Here is a 20,742-nt window from a genome sequence, read left to right on the forward strand (position 1 = left end):
ATTTTTAACGATGATTCTCATTTTTTAATTTGGTGTTATTTACCATTTTCAATGTTTCTTTCAAAGGGCAACAATTTTCTTCAAAAAATAGAGGTTTTTATTCATTTAGCGTGTAACAAAAAGCCAGACATGTTTACTGTAATTTTTATGTAAAAAATTACATCCAATTGATTAATAATATTATTTTTATGTTTTGGTTACTATGCAATCTATTTTTTTTTGATGAATAGTCATTTATACTTGTTACGCTTTTATATTTTGTATCGAAATTGAGTTTTAGTTTTTTTAGATAGTCACTATTACGAATAAATTAAGCGGTTTCAAAGGAGATACAATATGTCTGAAGTAGTCTTGTGTCAAAATTATCTGTTTTTTTTTAACACCAAACATTATTTAATCTTTTTTTTAATCCGCCTCAATCAATTTTGTTGTTCTTTTATGATTACTGTCAAATCAGTTTCAGTAATTGTTGTTTATTGGTTATTTGTGCATAGTAATCCTGTCAATGCATTATCGGCTTCGACTGAAAATGCTATTCATGGCCATGCGCCTTATTTAACGTTTGACAATGGAAAAACTAAAGCGGTAAGTGTTGAAGGGTTACTGGGTTTACAGCTATCTGATGGTCGAAGTTTTATTGCTGCTGGTGGGCAAAGTGATTTGTATCCCAATGCTATTATCGATAATTCAAGCCAAGAATCACCCATTGATTTGTTGAGTGATGATGATACATTTTTGAGTATTAAAACCTTGGTACCATTAGTCAATAATAGTAGCTACCCGAGTATTTCATTAAGTAATCTTATTACATCGTCTGATAATTATTGGGGAGATGAAGATGGTGATGCATCACCAAATGCAACCGGTAATTTGATGGTTAAATGGTTAGATGCTAATAACAACGATATTACTACGCAAGTCAAAAATAACCCCAATGCTCAATTAACCGGATGCGACTCCCCTTATAAGTTAACCATTACGTCTAATGGTGGTCAATTATTTACCCAATATGGTATACCTAATGTGACAGATTTTAGTGGAGCTAAGCATACGTATTATTTTAATCGTAAAATTGATACGCCGTATGTGTGTTATGTTCAACCAAATGTTTGGTATGATGGGCGTCATTATCCTGATGCAGATGGTCCTGATTGGATCAGAAGTCGAGGATTTAAAGTACAAGATATCAGTAATCCGGATTTAAATTTTCCCACGACAGGTTTAAATGGGCTTAATTTTTATTTGATATTAGGTGGTGTTACACCTGAACAAGTCATAACTGCAAATACTCAAGATGGTCAAACTGTTTATCCTGTCAACGGTGGGAGTAAAGTCACCATTTCATTAAAATCCGAACAAACACCAGGTTGGGATAATTCACCCAAAGTGTTAGCATTAAAAGTGGTTTTAAATGGTCCTAATGAAAATTCCACAGATACTTCATTTAGTCCTGTTCTGTTTAAGATTTATGCAGACAGTGAAAGAAAGCAACTATTATACAGTTTTAATATCGATAGATGGTATATCGCCAGTTCAAATGATGCCGCCACAAGTGATGATGTTGAGCGGTTTTGTGATAATTTGGGTAATGGTTATCGATTCCCGAAAGTCAATGATTTAACTAATGCCAATGGCAAAGGTTGGCATGGCGGAATTAGTGGTCGCAATATTAATAATTATCGTCGGCAAATAAGCTTTAAAGACACAAGTGGGAAATGGATTGGTGGCATTTTTAATGAATGGGGATCTTCTTATAAACTCTATTATCCAACAAGTGATTGGCATACTTCAGCGCAATCCTACTATTGGGCATTATCTGATGATGCCAGCATACAATATGCGGTTGGTTCTGATGTTGGCGATATCGATTCAGATTCTACAGCAGGTAAAATGGTTTGTGTTAATCCTTAATATGAAAAATTAATTATAAAAAAATTTTAATATTCATTGAGCTAAATAAATATCTTAAAAGTGCTGATTAAATAGCACATTATGTATCTTTTCTATACGATTTAGTAATTATAAAATAATTGCGATTAATTCAAAGTTAAACTAAATATAGGTAGGGAAGATAAAATGAACGGAAATGAAAAAACAGCATTAATTGAACAACTACAAACTATTGTTGGCAAGAAATATACGTTAACAAACCCTAATCGGACTTTGCCTTATCGTCAAGGTATTCGTTTTGGTGAAGGTGATGCATTAGCGGTTGTATTACCTGGCACATTAGTTGAGCAATGGCAAATATTAAAAGCATGTGTTGCCGCTGATGTTATTGTTATTACGCAATCAGCCAATACTGGCTTAACAGGTGGATCAACCCCAGATGGCAATGATTATGATAGACCGGTTGTAATTGTGAGCACTCGCCGTTTAGAAGGTATTCAAGTTATTGAAAATGGTGAGCAGGTTGTTTGTTTACCCGGAAGTACATTATTCCGTTTGGAAAAAGAGTTAAAAAAATATAATCGAGGACCGCATTCAGTTATTGGCTCATCATGTATCGGTGCATCTGTTATGGGAGGGGTCTGTAATAATTCTGGTGGTTCCCTGATTCAACGTGGTCCTGCTTATACCCAAATGGCTGTGTTTGCACAATTGGATGCACAAGGTCAATTGCATCTTGTTAACCACTTGGGCATTGAACTGGGTGATGAGCCAGAAACCATTTTACGAAATCTAGAAAATCATACCTATACTGAAAAGGATATTAATCGTAATGCGGGCTTAGGTCATGATCATCATTATTGCGATCATGTTCGTGAAGTTGATGCTGATACACCTGCACGTTTTAATGCCGATCCAGCTCGCCATTATGAAGCTTCGGGAAGTGCTGGTCGCTTAATGGTTTTTGCCGTGCGTCTTGATACATTTCCATTAGAGAAAAAATCAGAAGTATTTTATATAGGTACTAATGACATTAATGAGTTAAATGATATTCGTCGTCATATTTTAAGTCAGTTTAAAACATTACCTGTATCAGGCGAATATATGCATCGAGTCGCATTTGATATTGCTGCGGTTTATGGCAAACCAACTTTTTTAGCTATCCAAAAATTAGGTACTGATACCATACCTCGCCTTTTTGCTTTTAAAAACTTTGTTGATCGCGTTACAGGTAAAATTCCATTCTTTCCGAAAAACTTTTCTGATCGTTTTTCAATTTTTGTTGCTAAATTTTTACCTAATCACTTACCGAAAACCATTCGAGACTACCGTGATCGCTATGAACATCATTTGATTTTAAAAATGGCAGATGATGGGATAGCCGAAGCTGAAGCATTTTTGAAATCGTATTTCCAAAATAAAAACGGAAGTTATTTTTTGTGTAATGCAAAAGAGGCTGAAGCAGCAATGTTACATCGATTTGCAGCGGCAGGTGCAGCGACATCTTATCGAAATGTCCATAGTAAAACAGTGGAAAACATTGTAGCGTTAGATATTGCTTTACGCCGTAATGATACAGATTGGTTTGAAACTTTGCCAGAAGACATTGATCAAAACTTTATCTATAAAATGTATTATGGGCATTTTTTCTGTTATGTCTTTCATCAAGACTATATTGCTAAAAAAGGCACCGATTGTGATAAAGTGAAAGAACAAATTTTAGCTTTACTTGATCAGCGTGGAGCACAATATCCAGCAGAGCACAATGTTGGTCACCTGTATCATGCTAATGCCGATTTGAAAAAATTCTATCAAGAGCTTGATCCGACTAATAGCCTCAATCCTGGTATTGGTAAAACTTCTAAGAAAAAATATTGGAAGTAATCCAATCTTAGCAATTGCCAGCTGATATGAGCTGGCAAAGCTTAGATGGAGATAATTTAATGCACAATGATCAACTTTAGTCGCTTTAACCTAGTCGTATGGCAAGGTGAGATTATCAATATGATGGTTGATCAAACAGATAATAATTATTTTATATTCTGTGATAAGTAAAACTATTTAAACAAATAGCTAGATAATAAAAAGGGCGCGCAGCCCTTTTTAATTTAAGAGCGCCATTGTTAAAGCATTTTCTTTAATTGATACAACATCTCTAATGCTTGTTTTGGTGATAAGGCATTAGGGTCGATCTGTTTGAGCGCTTGTTCAAGTTCAGATGGTTCACTTTCTGTCACAAAACTAAGCTGTGATTGGTCCACATGACTGTTTGCCGCTTGTTTCGAAATGACTTCAAGCTCTTTTAGTTTTTGTTTGGCGCGTTTTAATACTTGCTTCGGTACGCCAGCTAATCCCGCTACTGCAATACCAAAACTTTTACTGGCCGCACCTTCAGATACTTCATGGATAAAGGCAACGGTGTTGTCATGTTCAATGGCATCAAAATGAATGTTATAAACGCCTTGCATATGTTCAGGCAGTTGCGTTAACTCAAAGTAATGGGTAGCAAAAAGTGTCATCGCTTTGATTTGGTTTGCTAAGTTTTCAGCACATGCCCAAGCTAAGGATAATCCGTCATAAGTTGAGGTACCACGTCCAATCTCGTCCATTAGCACAAGGCTTTGTTCAGTGGCATTATGCATTATGTTAGCGGTTTCAGTCATTTCGACCATGAAAGTTGAACGACCCGACGCTAAATCATCCGATGCACCAATGCGGGTAAAGATGCGATCAACCGGTCCAATAATGGTTTTGGATGCTGGCACAAAACTACCTATGTAGCTCAGTAAGACAATTAATGCAGCTTGGCGCATATACGTGCTTTTACCACCCATATTAGGGCCGGTGATAATGAGCAATCTTCTATCAGGTGAAAGCCGTAATGAGTTAGCAATAAATGGCGTTTGCAATACTTGTTCAATAACGATATGGCGACCATTGATAATTTCAATACCTGCTTTTTCAGAAAATGTAGGGCATTGATAATTAAGTGTTAAAGCGCGTTCAGCTAAATTCGTTAAGACATCAAGTTCAGCGATAGCATCGGCACTGAGTTGCATTTCGGCAAGCTGTGGCATAAGTAAATCAAACAATTGATCATATAACTGTTTTTCAAGTGCTAGTGCACGACCTTTTGAGGTGAGGACTTTATCCTCATACTCTTTAAGCTCTGGAATGATGTAACGTTCAACATTTTTAAGCGTTTGGCGTCGGGTATAATGAATTGGTGCTAAATGGCTTTGTCCCCGACTAATTTGAATATAGTAACCATGTACAGCATTAAACCCGACTTTTAGTGTGTCGATACCTAAAGTTTCACGCTCACGAATTTCCAGTTGTTCCAGATAATTTGTTGCACCATCTGCAAGATTGCGTAGTTCGTCAAGTTCGGCATTGTAACCGCTGGCAATGACGCCTCCATCACGAATAATGACAGGTGGCGTTTGGACAATTGCTCGCGTTAAAATAGATGCAATGTGATCAAATTGATTGATTTTAGCTCGCAAAGCAATTAAAGCTGGCGTATTCATTTGGCTTAATAACTGTTGCATTTGTGGCAGTAAGTTATAAGCATCACGCAAACGGGCAAAATCGCGAGGGCGAGCTGTTCGCAGTGCAAGCCGCGCTAAAATACGCTCAAGGTCGCCAATGAGTTTTAATAATGGCTGAATATCATCAATATGATTTTGTAATTCACTGATTGCTTGTTGACGGTGTTGTAATAAGTTTATGTCACGAATTGGCGCATGTAACCAGCGTTTTAACATGCGGCTACCCATTGGGGTTTGGGTTTTATCTAAAATTTCAGCCACTGTATTTTGTGTGCCACCCGATAAATTTTCAGTGATTTCTAGGTTGCGCCGCGTTGCCGCATCGAGTACCACAAAGTCGAAAGCTGATTGTTTGATGATTGAACGAATATGCGGTAGCGCGGTGCGCTGTGTATCTTTCACATATTGCAGTAAACAGCCAGCTGCACTAAGTGCATAAATACAATCTTCCACCCCAAATCCAACTAAATCATTGGTACCAAATTGCAAGTTAAGCTGCTGTTTGGCGGTTTCAAGATCAAAATCCCACAATGGACGACGTCTTAGCCCGTGACGATTTTCAATTAATGACATGGATTGAAACTCTTCCGGATAAAGAAGTTCAACTGGATTGGTGCGTTGTAATTCAGCTTGTATTGATTCGTAACTATCTGTTTCAAAAATAAAAAACCGCCCAGAACTTATATCGAGCGTGGCATAACCATAGTGGTTTTTTGATTGCCATATTGATGCTAATAAATTATCTTTACGATCTTCTAATAATAATTCATCACTGACCGTACCAGGTGTTACAATACGAACAATTTTGCGCTCGACAGGACCTTTACTGGTTGCCGGATCCCCGACTTGTTCACAAATCGCAACCGATTCACCAAGGGAAATTAACTTTGCTAAATAGCTCTCAACTGCATGATACGGTACGCCGGCCATCGGAATCGGCTCGCCATTAGAAGAACCACGTTTAGTTAACGATATATCAAGTAATTGCGAAGCTCGTTTGGCATCATCATAAAACATCTCATAAAAATCGCCCATACGATAAAACAGTAGAATGTCGGGATTTTCCGCTTTTAGTCTGAGGTACTGCCGCATCATTGGTGTGTGTTCAGTAAAGTTTTCTTGTTCGGTCATCGTATTAATTCTTACTAAATTAGCTCATTATTTATTCAACATTGATTTATTATAGCGAAATATTAGGATTTATCGGAGTATTTATTTTAAGAGGTTAAAGAATTTTATGTTTTACTTTTTTCTATTGGCGTTGTCATAAAGCAAAAAAATGACTTTTTTGTTACACACTTTTGATTTTATTTATGATTAGTGATATCCAAAAATTGGTTAATAAACAATTTAATTAAATCGTGCCTTATTGTGCTTAATGATCTTGAATAACCTATTAAAATTTGATAGTTTACTTGCAGTTATTTTTATCGTTTAACACAAAAGAAGGTAATTGTTATGACAATCAAAGTAGGTATTAATGGTTTTGGCCGTATTGGTCGTATTGTTTTCCGTGCTGCTCAAAAACGTTCTGACATTGAAATCGTTGCAATCAATGATTTATTAGATGTTGAATATATGGCTTATATGCTTAAATATGATTCAACTCATGGACGTTTTGATGGTAAAGTTGAAGTTAAAGATGGAAAACTAATCGTTAATGGTAAAACAATCCGTGTTACTGCTGAAAAAGATCCAGCAAACTTAAAATGGAATGAAGTGGGTGTTGATGTTGTTGCTGAAGCAACTGGTTTATTCTTAACTGACGAAACTGCGCGTAAACATATCCAAGCAGGAGCTAAAAAAGTCGTATTAACTGGTCCATCTAAAGATAGTACTCCTATGTTTGTAATGGGTGTTAACGATAAAGATTATGCAGGTCAAGATATCGTATCTAATGCATCATGTACAACTAACTGTTTAGCACCTTTAGCGAAAGTTGTTAATGATAACTTCGGTATTGTTGAAGCGTTAATGACAACCGTTCACGCAACAACAGCAACTCAAAAAACTGTTGATGGCCCATCTCACAAAGATTGGCGTGGTGGTCGTGGTGCTGCACAAAACATCATCCCATCTTCAACTGGTGCTGCTAAAGCTGTAGGTAAAGTTATTCCTGAATTAAATGGTAAATTAACAGGTATGGCTTTCCGTGTTCCAACTCCAGACGTTTCTGTTGTTGATTTAACTGCGCGTTTAGCAAAACCTGCTAAATACGAAGATATCTGTAAAGCAATCAAAGCTGCTGCTGAAGGCCCAATGAAGGGTGTGCTTGGCTATACAGAAGATGATGTAGTTTCAACTGACTTCTTAGGTGAAGTTTGTACTTCAGTATTCGATGCTAAAGCAGGTATTCAATTAAGTGATACTTTTGTTAAACTTGTTTCTTGGTATGATAATGAAGTTGGTTATTCAAACAAAGTATTAGACTTAATTGCTGTTGTTTCTAAAAAATAAGTCATCTTTGTGTCATATTAGAAAGGCAACCTTATGGTTGCCTTTTTTGTAATTAAAATAATCAATAATGATGATTACGCGGCAAATAAAAAAGCCCATTTTCGCAAATGGGCTTTTTACTTAGACTAATTAACGAATTAATTAGCTATTAAATAACGACAACATCAGCTGCAGCTGGTCCGCGAGGGCTATCTTGGATTGCAAATTCAACTTGTTGTCCTTCAGCTAAAGTTTTGAATCCGTCACCGGAAATAGCTGAGAAATGGACAAAGACGTCTTTGCTTCCATCGGTAGGGGTAATAAAACCAAAACCTTTACTCTCGTTAAACCATTTGACTTGGCCTGTTTTCTTATTCATTTACTAGACATCCTAACAATAATTAATAATTTGCCTTTACGGCTCGCATAGACTTAAACTTAGTATAGATTATGTAATTCATGACTAAAAAATATAAATAAATTTACATTAAAAAGTTAATCGTTTTCATAATGAATAGCTTTGTTATAAGTCTGTTACTATTACCGCACAAATTATAATCGAAAGCAAGATATTAATGACAATTTTTTCATGTTAGAGTGCAGTTTTTTATAAATTTTTAGTTAAATAAATGTAATTTGATCTAAAACAAATTATTAAATCTTAAAAATTTTATAATTATTTCGAAAGTGTAATTTACAAAAAAAACCAGAGTATGAGAAAAAAATTTCATAGCTCTGGTTTAACGGTTACTTTTTTACATCAAATTGTGAAATTAACAGTAATTTTATTTTTTCTTTGCTCTTTCAAAAGATTCTAAAATCTCTTTACGAGCAGAATCGACATTTTCCCAACCGTCAACTTTAACCCATTTACCTTTTTCTAACGCTTTGTATTGTTCAAAAAAGTGTTTAATTTGTGACTTGAGTAGTTCAGGTAAATCGTCAACATCTTTTATATGATCATACTCTTTTGTTAGTTTAGTGTGTGGTACCGCAACTAATTTTGCATCAACACCTGACTCATCTGTCATTTTTAGAACGCCAACTGGGCGACAACGAATAACGGCACCCGGTTGTAAAGGGTAAGGCGTTGGGACTAGTACATCAACAGGATCACCATCTAAAGATAGTGTATGGTTGATATAACCATAATTACATGGGTAAAACATTGCTGTTGCCATGAAGCGGTCGACAAATACAGCACCCGTATCTTTATCAACTTCGTATTTTATTGGTGAAGCATTCGCTGGAATTTCAATTACAACATAAATATCATCTGGTAATTCTTTACCTGCTGGTACATTTAAAAGTCCCATTTTTGTATCCTCTATTATTTATTTGTTAATAATATTGTTTAGTGACAAGTCTTAAGCACACATTATAAAAGTTATTCCGTGTCGCTCAATTCTTTTAGATATTGAAAAATCTGTCTGGCTGTTTTCGGAGGCTTGTTCGACGCTAACTCTTTTTTAGCCATACGAGCAAAAGTACGTAGCTGCTGCCTGTCAGCATTTGGATATAAGTCCATAATCATTTCAGCATCGCCGGTTTCAATCAGTTCATCGCGTAACATTTCAAGTTTATGAAACATCGCTACTTGTTGATTATGGCGGTTTTTGAGTTTATCTAGGGCAAGTGTTATTGGCTCGATATCCCGATTTCTAAGTAATTTACCAATATATTGAATTTGTCTTCTGTAACCCTCTTTTTTGATTTTTTGAGCCAATTCGATGGCATACAGTAAATCTTCATCAAGGGGGATTTTAGCAAGTTCATTTTTACTTAAATTAACGAGTTCAATACCGAGTTTTTTAAGTTCTTCAGCATCTCTTTTTATTTCACTTTTACTAACGTAGATAATTTCATCTTCGATATCATCGACATTAAAGTTTGCTTCTTCGGTTGTCTTTTGATTTTGATTCATATAATTTCTTTTGTTAACTAAAATGCATTTCTGGCTTATTATAACGTATCACTAGCAGAATTGTAGAAAATAATAAAATGAGTATTGAACAAATTAAAAAAGAGGCAAAAGATCAAAAAGCAAATTTGTCGGCTATAGTGGCTGATACTATTGCTAAGGCAAAATCGCGTGTTGATTCAGTTGCGGTGTCAATTAATCAGTCAACTGGTATTAATGTCAGTACCCGTTTAGGTGAACCTGAAACGGTCGAATTTAACAGTGATGGTGCTTTAGCTATTACTGTTTATCAAAATCAGCGAAAGGGGAGCGCTTCTACTAATGATTTATCCCCTAAGGCTATTGAGCAAACTATTGATATGGCTGTTAATATTATGCAATACACTTCGCCTGATCCTTACTCTGGATTAGGTGATCGTTCTTTAATGGCATTTAATGCGCCTGATTTAGATCTTTTTTACCCGAGTGATCTGAATGTTGATCGAGCTATTGAACAAGCAAAGCAAGCAGAAGAAGTGGCACTCGCTAATCCAAAAATAAAAAGTAGTGATGGTGGCTATTTTAGTAGTCGTTATGGTATTTACATGTATGGTAATAGTTTGGGAATGTTACAAGGCTATTGTGCGAGTTCGCATTCTCTTTCTTGTTCCGTTATTGCAGAACAAGACGGTCAAATGGAGCGTAATTACGCCTATACTTCGTCACGCGATATTAGTGAGCTAAGATCCCCTTCATGGGTAGGCGAACAATCAGCACAACGAACTATTGTACATTTAGGCGCCAGGCAGATAGCTACAATGCAAGCGCCAGTTCTTTTTTGTCCAGAGGTAGCGGTTGGCTTAATTGGTCATTTAGTTGGTGCAATTAGTGGGGGAGCAATTTATCGTAAATCCTCATTTTTGTTAGATAGTATTGGTAAATCAGTGTTTCCTTCATGGTTAACTATTTTTGAAGATCCTCACATTCTAAAAGGTGTCGGCTCTTCTCCTTTTGATAGTGAGGGAACCCAAACGGTCAAACGTAATATTATTGAGCAAGGCGTATTGCAAACTTATTTACTCGGGAATTATTCAGCCCGAAAATTAGGTTTAAAATCGACGGGTCACGCAGGCGGAATTCATAACTGGTTAGTATCTTCTAGCCAGCCTCGCAGTGATTTCAATGCTATGTTGGCTAAATTAGATAAAGGTGTTGTAGTCACGTCATTGATGGGTCAAGGTGTCAACAATATTACTGGCGATTATTCTCGAGGCGCAACTGGATTTTGGGTTGAAAATGGTCAAATACAGTATCCAATTAATGAATTTACCATTGCTGGAAATCTTAAGGATATGTATCAAAATATTGTAGCAATTGGTAATGATATTGAAACAAGAACTAATATCCAATGTGGATCGATATTGATTGATAATATGAGTATAGCAGGGAAATAAAAGACATATATGGGAAGCGTGACAAACAGCGCACTAATGCAAAAAATTGCATTATGGATGCCAGGGTTAAAAAATTTATTACACTATAGGCGTGATTACTTTAGTTTTGATCTCAAAGCGGGTTTATCAGTTGCAGCTGTTTCTTTACCCGTCTCTATTGCTTATGCAGAACTCACTGGTGTTGGAGCAATTGCTGGATTATATTCAACAATATTACCGTTGATTGTTTATGCACTTTTTGGCTCTTCCAGACAACTTATTGTTGGTCCTGATACTGCAACATGTGCGGTAGTTGCCGCAGTAGTTTTACCTCTGGCATCAAATGATCCTATTTTGCGTTGGCAGCTGGTTGTTATATTAACAATTATGATTGGAATATGGTGTATCATCGCCGGCAAATTGCACTTAGGTGCGCTGGCTGATTTGCTTAGTCAACCGATATTAATTGGTTTACTCAATGGCATTTCTATCACCATAATGGTGGATCAGCTCGCCAAGACATTAGGGTTCTCTTATGATTACTCTTACTTAATTGAACGCGTTGTCTATTTACCGTTTAAAATTCCACAAATTCATATCTTCACAGCATTAATTTCACTGTTTACTTTGGTGATATTGATCGGCTTGAAAAAAATAAAACCACGTTATCCCGCACCGCTTTTTGCCGTGGTTGTGATGACTTTTTTTTCTTGGTTATTTAATTTTGAATCTCACAATATTCGTATTATTGGCACAGTGACTGGTGATTTTATCCCCGTTGAATCATGGCTTGATTTTGATAAAGGCTTGATGCGTGATTTAGTTGTGCCATCACTGAATATAGCGATTATTTGTTTTGTCAGTATGATGATAACAGTACGAAGTTTTGCTTCAAAAAATAACTATGAAACTAATGCTGATGTTGAATTTAAAGCCTTAGGTATGGCAAATATTGTGGCTGGATTATCACAAGGATTTGTGGTTAGTGGCACTTCATCGCGAACTGCGGTTAATGATGCTAATGGCGGCAAAACCCAGTTAGTTTCGATTATTGCAGCTATCATTATTGGTTTTGTTGTTTTGTTTTTATTATCCCCATTAAAATATATTCCAACTTGTGTATTAGGGGTGATTTTAATTTATTCTTCTATTTCGCTAATTAACTTTCAGACTATTATTCGCTTTTTTAAATTTGATCGTGATGCGTTTTATTTAAGTTTGACCACCCTAGTTTCGGTGTTAGTCATTGGTATTATTCCTGGTATGGCGTTAGCGGTGTTATTAGGTTTATTCTTATTTTTAAGACGAGTATTTAGACCTAAAGATCAATTACTTGGAGTTGATGAAAGTGGACGCATTCATTCTTTAGGCAAAGACGTTAAACCTTTAGATAATACCATTATTTATCGATTTAACTCTCCACTTACTTACTTTAACATTGCCTATTTTAAGCGCAGAATTATCAGTTATATTGACGAAGCACAGCAACCGATAAGTTATGTCATTGTCGATGCTATTCCTTGTTTTACTTATAAAGATGTTAGTGTTTTATCGGGTATTGAAGAGCTGGTGAAATCGTTAAAAGTAAGAAATGTGATTTTGATATTATCGGGTCGACGAAAAACATTAAAAAACTGGTTTAAACAGATGAATATTAAGTTAGATGAACAGTATATTGAATTTGCTTATGATCTCTATTTTTCAGTTCGACTAGTGCAAAGTAAAGAGCACATGGAAAATAATGAAGATGATTTAAATCATTAATAATAAAACCATCTTGTAATCATTAACCAGCATGTTAAGGAATATTATGAATCAAATTAGCAAAATACCTAAAATAGAGATGATTAGCACCGGTGACGAAGTGTTATATGGTCAAATAATCGATACTAATGCTACATGGTTGTCGCAATTGCTATTTGAAGAAGGTATTACGATCACATCAAGATATACCGTTGGTGATAATTTAGAACAATTGATTCATACATTCAAGCAGCGTAGCTTAGTTAATGACATTATTATTATCAATGGTGGTTTAGGACCAACAAGCGATGATTTAACCGCAGAAGCTGCTGCTAAAGCTAACAATGAATCACTGACATTAAACCATGATTGGCTACTTAAAATTGAACATTATTTTAGCCGTCGTGGTAAAACCATGCCTTCAAGTAATATTAAGCAAGCAATGTTGCCTGAAAGTGCCTCTTTAATTGATAACCCGATCGGCACGGCTTGTGGATTTAAAATGGAAATCAATAACTGTTTGCTATTTTTTACACCCGGTGTACCATCAGAATTTAAAGAAATGGTACAAAACTCTATATTACTCGACATTATAGAGCGCTTGCCAACAATCGATAAAAAATTGTGTTACCGATTAACGACGATGGGGCGAACTGAAAGCGATCTCGCTACAGAAATTGAAGCTAAAATTGATTTTCCAAAAGATATTATGATTGGCTATCGTGCAGCAATGCCAATTATTGAATTAAAACTAACAGGACCAGAGTCTCAAAAAGATAAAATGGATGAATTATGGTCTAAAATTAAAGTTATTGTTTCTAGCAATTTTTTATTTGAAGGTGTGTTAAGCCAACAAGATGCGTTTGGTTTAGCTCAACTGGTTTCTAGATTATTACTTGACAAAAATCAGACTATCGCCGTTATTGAACAGCAATCGGCGGGGGTTATTGGCTCACAATTATTTGAATCGGCTGCGCCTTTAGTCAAATCAGAAATTTTACCGTTGTTACTTGAAGATCCAAAATCGTATTGTTTACGGATCTTAAATCATAATCATGCAGATATTGTGCTTGGACTGGTTAATTTCCGTGAAAAAAATAGCGAATTTACGCTATTAATTGCAACGTCAAAACAGGTTTGGCAATATAATTTAAAATATACGGGTCGTCTGCAAAATCGACAAACTGAGCGCAAAATTTTTTGCGCGATTGCTTTAGATGCTTTACGGCGTTACTTACTAAATATGCCAATAATTGGGCCAAACGTTTGGTTAGAAGTTATTGCCTAATGTTATTTGGCATTGGCGATAAGGTTAGTTATTTTACATAGTGAAATAATATAAATATGGACAATTCCCCATAAAATTAAGTACAATAAGCGATCTTTCACATTAGGTAATTTAGTAAAACAAATTAGAGGTAAAAATGGCTCGTGTAACTGTTCAAGATGCAGTAGAAAAAATTGGTAATCGCTTTGATCTGGTTTTAGTTGCAGCAAGACGTGCTCGCCAATTACAAGTTGAAAATAAGTCGCCATTAGTTCCGGAAGAAAACGACAAGGAAACCGTTGTAGCATTACGTGAAATCGAAGATGGTCTTGTCAATAAACAAATTCTTGATAGTGCTGATTTTCAGGCTTTACAAGATGAAGAGGCTGAGGTTCGTTCTGCACTTCATGAATCGATTCTTCTCGAAAATACTCCCTCGTACGAATAAGTTTTTCTGAGAATTGCCTATGCAATATTTTGACAGCTTAAAAGAGATTGTTGCATCTTATCTTCCAGCTAAACAAGTTGAAGTGATTCAAGAAGCTTACTTTTTTGCTCAAAAAGCGCATGAAGGGCAATTCCGATGTAGTGGTGAACCGTATATTACTCACCCAGTTGCTGTCGCAACGATTTTAGCGGATATGCGGCTTGATTATGAAACCATCATTGCCGCACTTTTGCATGATACCATCGAAGATACCCCCGTCACCTTTCAAGATATAACTAAAGAATTTGGCAAGCATGTCGCTATTTTAGTTGAAGGTGTTTCCAAACTTGATAAGCTAAAATTTCGTAACAGGCAAGAAGCGCAAGCTGAAAATTTTCGCAAAATGGTGTTAGCCATGACCGAAGATGTGCGAGTTATATTGATTAAACTTGCCGATCGTACTCATAACATGCGCACATTAGGTGCATTAAGACCTGACAAACGCAGACGAATTGCCAAAGAGACATTAGAAATTTATGCGCCATTAGCACATCGATTGGGAATCCATCACATTAAAACCGAGCTGGAAATTCTAGGTTTTACTGCTATGCATCCTAATAGAGCGAAAGTGTTAGAAAAAGTTGTGAAAGCAGCGCGAGGTACTCGAAAAGAATTAATCCAACAAATCTTATCAGAGATTAGAGGGCGTTTGGCTGAAGCTAATATCGAAGCTGAAGTTGAGGGACTTGAAAAGAATATCTATGTCATTTATCAAAAAATGCAAATGCGTGAACAACACTTTCACTCTATTATGGATATTTATATCTTTCGGATTGTGGTTAAAGATGTTGATGCTTGCTACCGTGCACTTGGTTTGGTACATAATTTATATAAACCAAGACTTAACCGTTTTAAAGACTATATAGCTATTCCAAAAGCAAATGGCTATCAATCTTTACACTCGTCACTAATAGGTCCGCATGGTACTCCCGTTGAAGTGCAAATACGCACAGAGGATATGGATCAAATGGCCGAAATGGGGGTCGCTGCCCATTGGGTGTATAACGAAAATGATGAGCTCAACCACACTACTACTCAAATTAAAGCTCAACGCTGGATGCAAAGTTTATTAGAATTACAACAAAGTGTGGGCAATTCTTTTGAATTTATAGAAAATGTTAAATCCGATCTTTTTCCTAAAGAAATCTATGTCTTTACCCCTAAAGGTCGTATTGTCCAATTACCCGAAGGTTCAACAGCAGTTGATTTAGCCTATGCTGTTCATTCCGATATTGGTTATCAATGCATTGGTGCGATTGTAGATCGTAAACCATTCCCGCTTTCTCAGCCATTAAGTAATGGACAAACGGTTGAAATTATTACTTCTCCTGAAGGTCGTCCTAATGCGAATTGGTTAAATTTTGTTGTTAGTGCGAAAGCACGATCTCGTATCCGCCAAGCTTTAAAAACGTTAAAGCGTGAAGATGCTATCGAATTAGGTCGACGTTTGCTTAATCTCTCTTTAATTAAAACCGGCGGCATTGATGAGCTTTCGCAAAAACAGATTGCCAGAATTGTTGAATTAACAAAATTACCGACTTTTGATGATGTACTGGCTGAAATTGGTTTAGGTAATGTGATGAGTCACTTTATTGTTAAAGGCTTGGAACATAAAGCATTACTAAATAATCACTCAGAGGCGAATAAGACATTAGTCATCACAGGTAGTGAAGGTGTACTAGTAACATTTTCAAAATGTTGCCATCCTATTCCAAATGATCCAATTATTGGGCATGTTAGTCCAGAAAAAGGATTAACTGTACACCACGAATCTTGTCGTAATATTACCGGATATCAAAATAATCCTGAAAAATATATTCCATTAAAGTGGGCACCGAATATTGAACAGCTCTTTGTTGCTGAAATTTGGGTTGATATTCTCAATAATCAAGGCTCGTTAGGTCATGTCTTGTCTATCATTAATGATGAACAAGCTCATCTTCAATGGTTGAATACTGAAGAAAAAGATCGACAAATTTATACGATTATTCTACAAATTGAAGTAAAAAATGTTCAACAACTTAATGAACTGATGCGTAAATTATCGCTACAGCAAGATGTGGTGAGTGTGACTCGCAATGTCAATTAGTTATTATGGCTAACCGTTTTTTAAACCATATTCCGTTAATTAAATTAGCCGGTATTGGTGAAAGTTTAGAAAAAAAATTTCACACACTCGGCATTCAAACCATTCAGGATTTATTATTACACTTTCCTTTGCGATACGAAGATCGCACCTCTTGTTGTGCAATTGGTAGCAGTAGCATTGGTGAATATACCACTATCGAAGGTTGTATCATTAAAACGGAAGTGATTTTTCGGCGTAAACAAATGCTAGTTTGTCATATTCAAGATGATTCTGGAATCGCTATATTGCGATTTATGCATTTTAATGCAGGTATGAAAGCCAGTTTAGCTATCGGCAAATGGGTGAGTGCTTATGGCGAAATAAAAAATGGAAAAAGTTATCGTGAAATTATCCATCCACAATATAAAGTCAGAGCGAATCGAGAAGATAATGCATTAATTGCCGATCCAACCCAAGAAAGATATACGCCGATTTATCCCACGACTTATGGCTTAACGCAAAATGTGATTCGTAAATTGATTCAAGCAGCATTGTTATTACTAAAGCGCAATCCACCTGAAGAAATTTTACCTGAACCACTAGCGAATCAATTTTTGTCAGCTTTTGATTCATTGAATATTATTCATAATCCACCTATTGATACTGATATTGCTCAATTATCTAATGGTGATCACCCAGCTATTAAGCGATTTATTTTTGAAGAGTTACTTGCTTATCATTTAAGTATGCTCACCTTAAAAACGGATAATCAAAAGCAACAAGCTTATGCTATGCAGGTAAATCAACACTATATTGAGCCGTTTTTGGCCTCATTACCCTTTAAACCGACAAATGCCCAGCAACGTGTTGTAAAAGATATTTATCAAGACATGGCAAAATCTATTCCAATGATGCGTTTAATTCAAGGTGATGTCGGTTCGGGAAAGACTTTAGTTGCTGCTTTAGCGGCATTAAATGCGATAGAAAATAATCAACAAGTCGTTTTAATGGCGCCAACTGAAATATTAGCTGAACAACATTATAACAATTTTAAGCAATGGTTCGAGCCGCTGGGTATTAGCGTTGATTGGTTGTCAGGTCGTTTAACGGCAAAAAATAAAAAAGATCGATATGAACGTATCAAAGACGGCGATATCACCATGTTAATTGGTACGCATGCCGTATTTGTGGATAAAGTGGAGTTTGCCAAGTTGGGCCTAGTGATTATTGATGAACAACATCGCTTTGGCGTAAATCAACGCCTTACGCTTTGGCAAAAAGGTATTAAAGAGCAAATTTATCCTCATCAACTGATCATGACTGCTACGCCAATTCCAAGAACGTTAGCCATGACTGTTTATGCCGACTTGGATGTATCAGTGATTGATGAATTACCCCCTGGGCGTACGCCGATTACAACCGTTGTTATCCCTAATTCTCGACGTGAAGAAATAATTGAAAAGGTGAATCAAGCCTGTTTGGATAATCGTCAAGTTTATTGGGTGTGTACATTAGTGGAAGAATCTGAAACGCTTGATGCACAAGCTGCCGAAATGTTAGTTGAAGAATTACGTGAAAAACTACCACATTTATCAATAGCACTGGTTCATGGCAAAATGAAATCCGATGAAAAGCAATCGGTTATGCAAAACTTTAAAGCCGGTAAAACTCAGCTTTTAGTTGCGACAACCGTTATTGAAGTTGGTGTAGATGTACCCAATGCCAGTTTAATGATTATTGAAAATGCTGAACGGCTAGGGCTTGCCCAATTGCATCAATTACGTGGTCGAGTTGGGCGTGGAAGTGCCGTATCTCATTGCGTATTGATGTACCAAGCGCCGTTAAGCAAGGTTGCACAAGCTCGTATGAAGGTGATGCGTGAAAGTAATGATGGTTTTGTGATTGCGCAAAAAGATCTAGAAATTCGTGGTAGTGGCGAGATTTTAGGAACTCGGCAAATGGGTATGGCAAATTTTAAAGTGGTAGATTTAATTCGTGATCAACATTTAATTAGTGAAATACAGAAAGCTTCTTTGCCTTTACTACAAAACTCTCCACAGATGGCTGAGCAGCTTATAGCGTGCTGGCTACCTGATCGTCAAAAATATATCAATGCTTGATATTATTACCCTTGTAACTTGAGAACTCAACTGGTTAAAAGAATTAATCTTGTCATATTTTTAATTAACTTAATAAATTAAAATAAAACTTTATCAACAAAATCAAGTTGCGCACTTTTATTTCAAAAAAGTCATTGATTAAATCGCTTGGTTATATTGATTTATTCCTTTCCCCTTAATGATAATTTTTGGCTACACTTTGTAGTTTGTTTTTTGTTAAGTAAAGATTAATACCTTAAATAAGGTTATGTTTATTTATGCTTTGCACGAATAGGGCTATCGTGTAATATAGTATCTATTACAAAAATGAAAAAATTGTGAACTTGGTATGAAATCATCTATAAAATTACTCTCCTTAGTGCTCGTCATATTAACGTTATTGGGCTGTGGGTTAAAAGGGCCACTTTATATGCCAGCAGAAAAATCAAATGCTTCAATTAACACTCATCCGCTTAATCAAACAGTTTAAGGGAATTAATAATGGATTTTTTACATTACGAAAAAGGTCAGTTACTAGCCGGTAAGGTCGCAATTTCAGAACTCGCAAAGCAATACGGTACGCCACTTTATGTCTATTCTGCTGAATATATCACTCAGCAGTTTTTGGATTACCAAAAGGAGTTGACAGATAGGAAACATTTAGTCTGTTATGCGGTAAAAGCCAATAGTTCACTTGCTGTTTTGAACTTGCTAGTTAAATTAGGCGCAGGGTTTGATATTGTGTCGCAAGGCGAGTTAGAACGCACACTGATAGCGGGAGCTGATCCTAAAAAAATTGTTTTTTCAGGGGTAGCAAAATCCATTAGTGAAATCGAACGTGCGCTTGAAGTTGGCATCAAATGTTTTAATGTTGAATCCGAAGCCGAGCTTTATCGCATTAATGATGTGGCCAAAAAATTAAATAAAATTGCAAACATCTCTTTTAGAATTAATCCCGATGTTGATGCTAAAACTCACCCTTATATCTCAACAGGTTTGCGTGAAAATAAATTTGGTATTAGCTATCAATTTGCATTAGATATTTATCGTAAAGCAACATCGTTAGATCATATTCATATTGTTGGCATTGATTGTCACATTGGTTCACAATTGACTGAGATCTCGCCATTTCTTGATGCTGCTGATCGCATATTAGCAATAGTAGATAAACTTAAATCTGAAAATATTCATATTAAACATATTGATTTAGGTGGTGGATTAGGCGTGCGTTATGATCAAGAGCAACCGCCTTCAGCATCGTTGATTGTTAACGAATTAAAGAAAAAATTAGCTAATTACAGTGATCTTGAGCTTTTATTAGAGCCTGGGCGTTCAATTGTTGCTAATAGTGGGTTATTGATTACAAAAGTTGAATATACCAAACACCAAGATGAAAATCATTTTGCTATTGTTGATGCTGGGATGAATGATTTGATTCGCCCCGCACTTTATAAAGCTTGGATGCAAGTTTTACCAGAAAAAGAACCGAAACCATCCGATCAACGTTTTATCTATAATGTTGTTGGACCGATTTGCGAATCGAGTGATGTACTGGCATATAAGCGAGAACTTTCAGTGCAGCAAGACGATCTGTTAATTATTTGTAGTGCTGGTGCTTATGGATTTAGCATGGCTTCAAATTATAATAGCCATCCAAGGCCAGCTGAAGTTATGCTGACCGATGAACAACATCACAAACTTATTCGTCAACGTGAATCGTTTGATGATTTATGGCGAGGAGAGACCCTATAATCTTATTTATGGTTAATCAACATGTTAACCAGCGCTTTGTTAATTATCCTAGACTACTTTTTTAATGGATAGTGAAAATAAGTAAATAGATAACAATGTTTTTAATAGAAGGTAAG

The 20,742-nt window shown here is 36.0% G+C and carries 15 protein-coding genes; 11 read left to right on the forward strand and 4 right to left on the reverse strand.

Going from position 1 to position 20,742, the window contains the following annotated elements:
* Positions 1–336: 336 nt before the first annotated feature.
* On the forward strand, positions 337–1,911 hold the full coding sequence (locus tag A9G03_RS05215; protein WP_065798607.1) for a hypothetical protein: 1,575 nt from the start codon (positions 337–339) through the stop codon (positions 1,909–1,911).
* A 165-nt stretch (positions 1,912–2,076) separates the two neighbouring features.
* A complete protein-coding gene (dld, locus tag A9G03_RS05220) occupies positions 2,077–3,774 on the forward strand; it encodes a D-lactate dehydrogenase (protein ID WP_065633522.1) in 1,698 nt (565 codons plus the stop codon).
* Between the two features lie 239 nt (positions 3,775–4,013).
* On the opposite strand, the gene mutS is transcribed toward dld, so the two are convergent.
* On the reverse strand, positions 4,014–6,572 hold the full coding sequence (mutS, locus tag A9G03_RS05225) for a DNA mismatch repair protein MutS (RefSeq protein WP_065798608.1): 2,559 nt from the start codon (positions 6,570–6,572) through the stop codon (positions 4,014–4,016).
* A gap of 327 nt (positions 6,573–6,899) precedes the next feature.
* Between mutS and gapA the strand changes: the two genes are divergently transcribed.
* The gene (gene gapA, locus A9G03_RS05230) at positions 6,900–7,898 is read left to right on the forward strand and encodes a glyceraldehyde-3-phosphate dehydrogenase (protein WP_065633524.1); all 999 of its coding nucleotides are present in this window, start codon (positions 6,900–6,902) and stop codon (positions 7,896–7,898) included.
* Between the two features lie 148 nt (positions 7,899–8,046).
* Here the strand turns inward: gapA and cspE are convergent, their stop codons facing one another.
* From cspE to yjgA, 3 genes are all read right to left on the reverse strand, one after another.
* Entirely contained in the window at positions 8,047–8,256 is a 210-nt protein-coding gene (gene cspE / locus A9G03_RS05235) for a transcription antiterminator/RNA stability regulator CspE (RefSeq protein ID WP_065633525.1), read from the reverse strand.
* Between the two features lie 406 nt (positions 8,257–8,662).
* Complete coding sequence (gene ppa, locus A9G03_RS05240; RefSeq protein ID WP_065633526.1) at positions 8,663–9,193, reverse strand: inorganic diphosphatase; 531 nt, start codon at positions 9,191–9,193, stop codon at positions 8,663–8,665.
* A 71-nt stretch (positions 9,194–9,264) separates the two neighbouring features.
* Entirely contained in the window at positions 9,265–9,801 is a 537-nt protein-coding gene (yjgA, locus tag A9G03_RS05245) for a ribosome biogenesis factor YjgA (protein WP_065633527.1), read from the reverse strand.
* Between the two features lie 77 nt (positions 9,802–9,878).
* Between yjgA and pmbA the strand changes: the two genes are divergently transcribed.
* The 8 genes from pmbA to lysA all read left to right on the forward strand — a co-directional run bounded on the left by pmbA (position 9,879) and on the right by lysA (position 20,626).
* The gene (gene pmbA / locus A9G03_RS05250; protein WP_065798609.1) at positions 9,879–11,231 is read left to right on the forward strand and encodes a metalloprotease PmbA; all 1,353 of its coding nucleotides are present in this window, start codon (positions 9,879–9,881) and stop codon (positions 11,229–11,231) included.
* Between the two features lie 36 nt (positions 11,232–11,267).
* Positions 11,268–12,974, forward strand: a complete 1,707-nt coding sequence (locus A9G03_RS05255; RefSeq protein ID WP_065633559.1) for a SulP family inorganic anion transporter — start codon at positions 11,268–11,270, stop codon at positions 12,972–12,974.
* Positions 12,975–13,020: 46 nt separating this feature from the next.
* Positions 13,021–14,241: a CinA family nicotinamide mononucleotide deamidase-related protein gene (locus A9G03_RS05260; protein ID WP_179854740.1), complete on the forward strand. Its 1,221-nt coding sequence runs from the start codon at positions 13,021–13,023 to the stop codon at positions 14,239–14,241.
* Positions 14,242–14,377: 136 nt separating this feature from the next.
* On the forward strand, positions 14,378–14,668 hold the full coding sequence (gene rpoZ, locus A9G03_RS05265) for a DNA-directed RNA polymerase subunit omega (protein WP_065633529.1): 291 nt from the start codon (positions 14,378–14,380) through the stop codon (positions 14,666–14,668).
* Positions 14,669–14,687: 19 nt separating this feature from the next.
* Positions 14,688–16,796: a bifunctional GTP diphosphokinase/guanosine-3',5'-bis pyrophosphate 3'-pyrophosphohydrolase gene (gene spoT, locus A9G03_RS05270; protein ID WP_065633530.1), complete on the forward strand. Its 2,109-nt coding sequence runs from the start codon at positions 14,688–14,690 to the stop codon at positions 16,794–16,796.
* Between the two features lie 5 nt (positions 16,797–16,801).
* The gene (gene recG, locus A9G03_RS05275; RefSeq protein ID WP_065633531.1) at positions 16,802–18,895 is read left to right on the forward strand and encodes an ATP-dependent DNA helicase RecG; all 2,094 of its coding nucleotides are present in this window, start codon (positions 16,802–16,804) and stop codon (positions 18,893–18,895) included.
* A 328-nt stretch (positions 18,896–19,223) separates the two neighbouring features.
* Positions 19,224–19,364 carry an LPS translocon maturation chaperone LptM gene (gene lptM, locus A9G03_RS12335; protein ID WP_081297464.1) on the forward strand — a complete coding sequence of 47 codons (141 nt, stop codon included), beginning with the start codon at positions 19,224–19,226 and terminating at the stop codon, positions 19,362–19,364.
* An 11-nt stretch (positions 19,365–19,375) separates the two neighbouring features.
* Positions 19,376–20,626: a diaminopimelate decarboxylase gene (gene lysA, locus A9G03_RS05280; RefSeq protein WP_065633532.1), complete on the forward strand. Its 1,251-nt coding sequence runs from the start codon at positions 19,376–19,378 to the stop codon at positions 20,624–20,626.
* Positions 20,627–20,742: the final 116 nt, after the last annotated feature.

This window comes from Gilliamella sp. wkB171 (genome assembly GCF_001693755.1).
Classification (GTDB): domain Bacteria; phylum Pseudomonadota; class Gammaproteobacteria; order Enterobacterales; family Orbaceae; genus Gilliamella; species Gilliamella apicola_F.